This window comes from Streptomyces sp. NPDC027663 (assembly GCF_055566415.1).
Map to the genome: position 1 here is coordinate 1 of NZ_JBVHSK010000038.1, position 4489 is coordinate 4489.

5 protein-coding genes are annotated in these 4489 nt (G+C 66.2%); all 5 read left to right on the forward strand.

Going from position 1 to position 4489, the window contains the following annotated elements; all coding sequences use genetic code 11:
- Nucleotides 1–306 (forward strand): hypothetical protein (locus ACZ4SF_RS38010; RefSeq protein ID WP_468393624.1); only part of this gene is annotated, 306 nt, incomplete at its 5' end.
- 238 nt (nucleotides 307–544) lie between these two features.
- Entirely contained in the window at nucleotides 545–934 is a 390-nt protein-coding gene (locus ACZ4SF_RS38015; RefSeq protein ID WP_468393626.1) for a hypothetical protein, read from the forward strand.
- Nucleotides 912–3485 (forward strand): NACHT domain-containing protein, encoded by a 2574-nt coding sequence (locus tag ACZ4SF_RS38020; protein WP_468393629.1) that lies wholly within the window; start codon nucleotides 912–914, stop codon nucleotides 3483–3485. The genes ACZ4SF_RS38015 and ACZ4SF_RS38020 overlap by 23 nt, the downstream gene beginning before the upstream one ends.
- Nucleotides 3486–3658: 173 nt before the next feature.
- On the forward strand, nucleotides 3659–3853 hold the full coding sequence (locus ACZ4SF_RS38025; RefSeq protein ID WP_468393632.1) for a hypothetical protein: 195 nt from the start codon (nucleotides 3659–3661) through the stop codon (nucleotides 3851–3853).
- Nucleotides 3854–3910: 57 nt separating this feature from the next.
- On the forward strand, nucleotides 3911–4204 hold the full coding sequence (locus ACZ4SF_RS38030; RefSeq protein WP_468393635.1) for a hypothetical protein: 294 nt from the start codon (nucleotides 3911–3913) through the stop codon (nucleotides 4202–4204).
- The last annotated feature ends 285 nt before the right edge of the window (nucleotides 4205–4489 follow it).

Genomic DNA, 4489 nt, shown 5'->3' on the forward strand with positions numbered 1-4489 from the left:
ACCAGTGCCGCGGCAGCGCAGCTGAACCAGTTCGTCACCATGACGACCGCGCCGGGCGGGATCGCCGACACCGGCGCCCACCTGTACCACCTGACTACCGCCACCCTCGACCGCCGCGAGGACGGCTGCGAGACGGGCTGTCCCTACGACGGCATGCTGCGGGCACTCGGCGACGATGCTCCCGTCACCGTCACCGGACGGCACCCGGCCGCCGAACAGGCCCGCGCTGCACGTGCCCGTGCGGCACGCCGCTGGCCGCTCCGCGCCCGGCGCGCCGTCGACGACATCCTGCACCGACTCCGATGAGGCACCCGGCCAGAGGCATCGGGAGGACCACGCCTATGCGCTTGGCCTGAGGAACGTCTGGCCAGCGCGCGCCAGAATGACTCGCGTGTCACACGGGGTGGTGTACGGCCCGGGGCCGCCGGCCTCTCCGCCCCCGCGGAGCAACTACAGGGTGCTTTGGGGTTGTTTTCATGTCAGGGCTGGTCTGCCGCCGGTAGCTTGTAGCTGTAGCGCAGGGCCGCGCGGGGGAGAGGCGAGTATGGATCCGGCAACCTTGAGCACGGTCGCGGTGGCGCTGATCGCGACTAAGTTCGGTGAGGGCGCTGCGTCGGAAGCTGGGAAGAACGCCTGGCTGAAGGTCCAGAGCGTCACCCACGCCATCCGCGAACGGCTCGGCAGGTCCGATGCCCAGCGCGCCGCCCTCTCTGAGCTGGAGGCGAGTCCCGCGGACGAGAACAGGCGGTCCGCCGTCGCTGCCCACGTGCGGCACGAGCTGGAAAACGACCCTGACTTCGCCGCGACCATCGATTCCCTGGTGACCGCCGCCCAAAGCGACCCCGCCACACAGACCCTGATCGCCCACGCAAGTGACAACGCCAAGCAGGTCAACATCAGCGGACACAACAGTGGGCCAATTTCCTTTGCCTAAACACGGCTCCTACCCTCCCGGAACGCTCGCGCTGGCTGCCGACAACGCCCGGCAGGTCAACGTCCTCGGCGACAACTATGCTCCGGTGATCTTCGGCTCCGCTGCCGCACCGACCCGCTCCCTGCACCAGCTCCCGCCGAAGACGAAGGACTTCAGCGGCCGCAGCGAGGACATCCGCGCGGTCGAGGACAAGGCTGGCGACGACGGCACTGGCCCCCACATCGTCAACATCTACGGCACCCCAGGAGTCGGCAAGTCCGCCTTGGCTGTGTACGTTGCCCACCGGCTGGCCAACCGGTTCGACGAAATCCAGCTCTATGCAGATTTGGGAGAGCAGAACGGCGAGGTGCCCACCGCAGCACAGATCCTGCAGCGGTTCGTCGCCGACTTGGACCCCGCCACCATCAGTGTCCCGGTGGGCGCCGCGGGTCTCCTTCAGCGCTACCGCTCCCTGCTGGCCCAACGCCGTTGCCTCATCCTGCTCGACAACGCCCAATCGGCAGACCAAGTCGAGGAACTGGTTCCCGCCAGCACAACGTCCGTCGTCCTCGTTACCTCCCGCGTCCCTCTCTCCGCGATCCATGGTGTTTCCCTCCACCACCTGGACCTCATGGGCGAGGACGAATCGCTGGTCCTGCTCACCGACCTCTCCCAACGCCACTGGCGCAGCGCAGAGGACGAAAAGACCGCGCGAACCCTCGTTCGCCAGTGCGGCCGCCTCCCCCTCGCTCTGCGCATCGCGGGCGCCATCCTGAAGAAGAAGGGTCACTGGACCCTCACCAAACTCGTGAACCTGTTCACCGACGAACGCACCAGGCTGGCCAACCTGGTCGCCGGCTCCCTCGACGTCCGCAGCAGCTTCGAGATTAGCTACCACGACCTGAACACCACCGAGGCCCACGCCTTCCGTGTCCTCTCCCTCCTCCCCCTCAGCCGCTTTCAGGCCCACCACGCCGGCGTATTCCTCCAAGTGCCCGAGGCACAGGCAGAACAACTACTGGAGGGACTGGTCGACGCCCAACTCATCGAGACGGACGATGGGAGTCACTTCCGCTACCACGACCTGCTGAGGCTATACGCCCGGCAGCGCTGCGCATCAGCGGGCGACGACCCGGATGGCATCCGCATGACTCGCTTCATGGAGATCTACACCAGCAACTTCCTGAAGAGCTACCAAGCCCGCCTGCTCAACAGCCAGTGGTCCACCGCCGGCCCCGCGTCCCCGCCACACCTTCCCCGCCGCCAACGGCGGCGGGGTATCTCCCGACCCGACGGGCTCTACATTCCCCAACGTCTCACGCAAGCAGAACCCAACCTGTTCGGGGCCCTACACGTCCCCTGGCAGGAAGTCCTCGCCGAGCACAACAAAGTTCTGATCCTGGGTGGCGCCGGAGCCGGGAAAACCATCCTGGCGGACCGGATCTGCTACGAGGTCGCCGCAGGGCTAGCCGCCGACCGACTGGATGTCGCCTTCACCGCCTCCCTGCGGCAGCGCAACCGCCGCGCACAGCGTCTCGAACGTCTGGTCACCGACTCGATCCGGCTGCGCCATGACCTCGAAATGCCGTACGAGACACTCGAAATCCTCCTCAACGAACGCCGCACTCTGATCATCTTCGACGGCCTCGATGAACTGCCCATCTCCGAGCGCGACCGCACGCAAGCCGACATAGCCAAATTCTGCAAGGCATACCCACGGGCCCAAATCCTTGTCCTCAGCCGCCCGGGCTCCTCCACATCTGGTCTAATCTCGAGCGGTTTCGTCGCACATGTGATCGACGGGTTCTCGGCGAGCGACATCCGCGCGTACTTCGCCCGCTGGGCAGAAGCGACCCACATGAATCCATCCGACGCCGAAAAGCTGCTGGCCGAAGTCACGCTGCGAAGAGAGACGGCCAGTTGGCTCTCCAACCCGCTCCTCGCGGCCCAGGTGGCCCTCGTCTCCACCCGCACCGGCCACTTCCCGAGCCGCGTGATCGACCTCTATGACGCCACGTACAACCTCCTTTTCAACGGCCGCGAGGTGTACCGAGGCATCTCTCGATCAACCTTCCTGAGGCCCGAAGAGCTCGGCAAACTCGTGTGCTACCTCGCGTACAAGTTCGTCACCCAGTTGGGCGGCGTACTTGAAATGTCCAGCAATGACTTCTGGGAGGTTCTGCAGGAGGCTCCGAGCTTGAACCACCCGCGGTGGCGTAGCCGGGCCTACGAACTGGAGTCTCTCCTCTCCGCATCGGACCTCCCTGTCCGTCCCACGCCATCCACGCACCCCCAGAGGAATCCGCGGTGGACCCTGGTGCGGGACCCCTTCGGCCAGTACCTTGCCGCCCGCTACATAGTGGAACAAGACGACGAAACAGTGGGCGAACGCGTCATGACGGCAATCCGGGCCTCGGGATTCATAGAAGGCGCCCGCTACGTCAGGTACCTGCTGGAAGACCGGCACTCGTACGCCGCGATTGAGCTCACTACAGCCTTGCGGGCGGAACTCGACCGGGAGAGCGACCCTGAGACCCACCGGTCGCTCCAGCACATCGTCAGCTCCTTTTAGAGTTCTACACCCGGCAGCGGTGGCGTTATCTGGGTATCTCAAGACCAACAGCTCTGGCAGTGTCCGGGTCCATAGTCTATCTGCGTTTCAAAATGATGCACGCTCGCCAGCGATTTCAGGCTGGCACCTCGGGTACTCCGCGTGCATCACCATCCACCCGGCAGGGGAGAGTCATGACAAACAAGACCGGAATCGAGGAAGGCAACCGGTTCTGCAAGGCCTGCGGCACGCCCGCCGAGAACGGGAAACTATGCAGTCACTGCGGTGTAGCCCTGGACCTCCCGGATAGTGCAAGCCTGATCGAGGATCAGGGTGCCGCGGTACGCCGTGACTTTGAGGACCGCACCCGGCAGCAAGAGCAAGGCTGAGCGGATCAGCAGTGACCCGGCCTACTGAACCCCCTGCCCTGGGGTACACGGGCCGGCATGGCATCCACGACTGATCGCATCAAGTCCGTGCGGGCCGTGCGCCAGCTGCGCCGGGTCCGTACCTTCTACATGGTGGCCGCCCTGATGTGGGCGGCATCGACTGCCTGGACCGGCTGGCAGAGTCCCGGGAGCCGGCCGATGTGGGTATCCGCTCTCCTCCTGGCCGTTTTCACCGGTCTGCTCCTCACAGCCTCCCTCTGGCTCCAGCGTCTCCAGGCCGCAAGCCCGGCCGAGCCGGTGCACCACGCTGCATCCCGGCGGGCGGCCCGGCCATGGCATGCGCATGCCTGACCCGCACCAAGCCACCCTGCCCCTGTAGGTGCCCGGGCCGAAGGCCCGTTTCCGGCTCCGCGCAGCGGGGCCGGCTTGTAGGTGGCGCGTAGCGCCACCGGGTGGCTGGAGCGCAGCGCAGGCCACCTCGCTCCGGGAGCGCAGCGGACGGAGCGTCACCCGGGTTGCGCAGCAACCCGGGTGAGCTGATCGCGCAGCGATCAGCAGGCGTTCCCGCTCCGCGGGAACGCAACACCCGGGCGCAGCCCGGGTGTTCGCTTGCATCGCGCGCAGCGCGATGGGACC

Coding starts and splice junctions, on each gene's coding strand:
- ACZ4SF_RS38015 (WP_468393626.1), top strand. CDS start 545: ATGGATCCGGCAACCTTGAGCACGGTCGCGGTGGCGCTGATCGCGACT.
- ACZ4SF_RS38025 (WP_468393632.1), top strand. CDS start 3,659: ATGACAAACAAGACCGGAATCGAGGAAGGCAACCGGTTCTGCAAGGCC.
- ACZ4SF_RS38030 (WP_468393635.1), top strand. CDS start 3,911: ATGGCATCCACGACTGATCGCATCAAGTCCGTGCGGGCCGTGCGCCAG.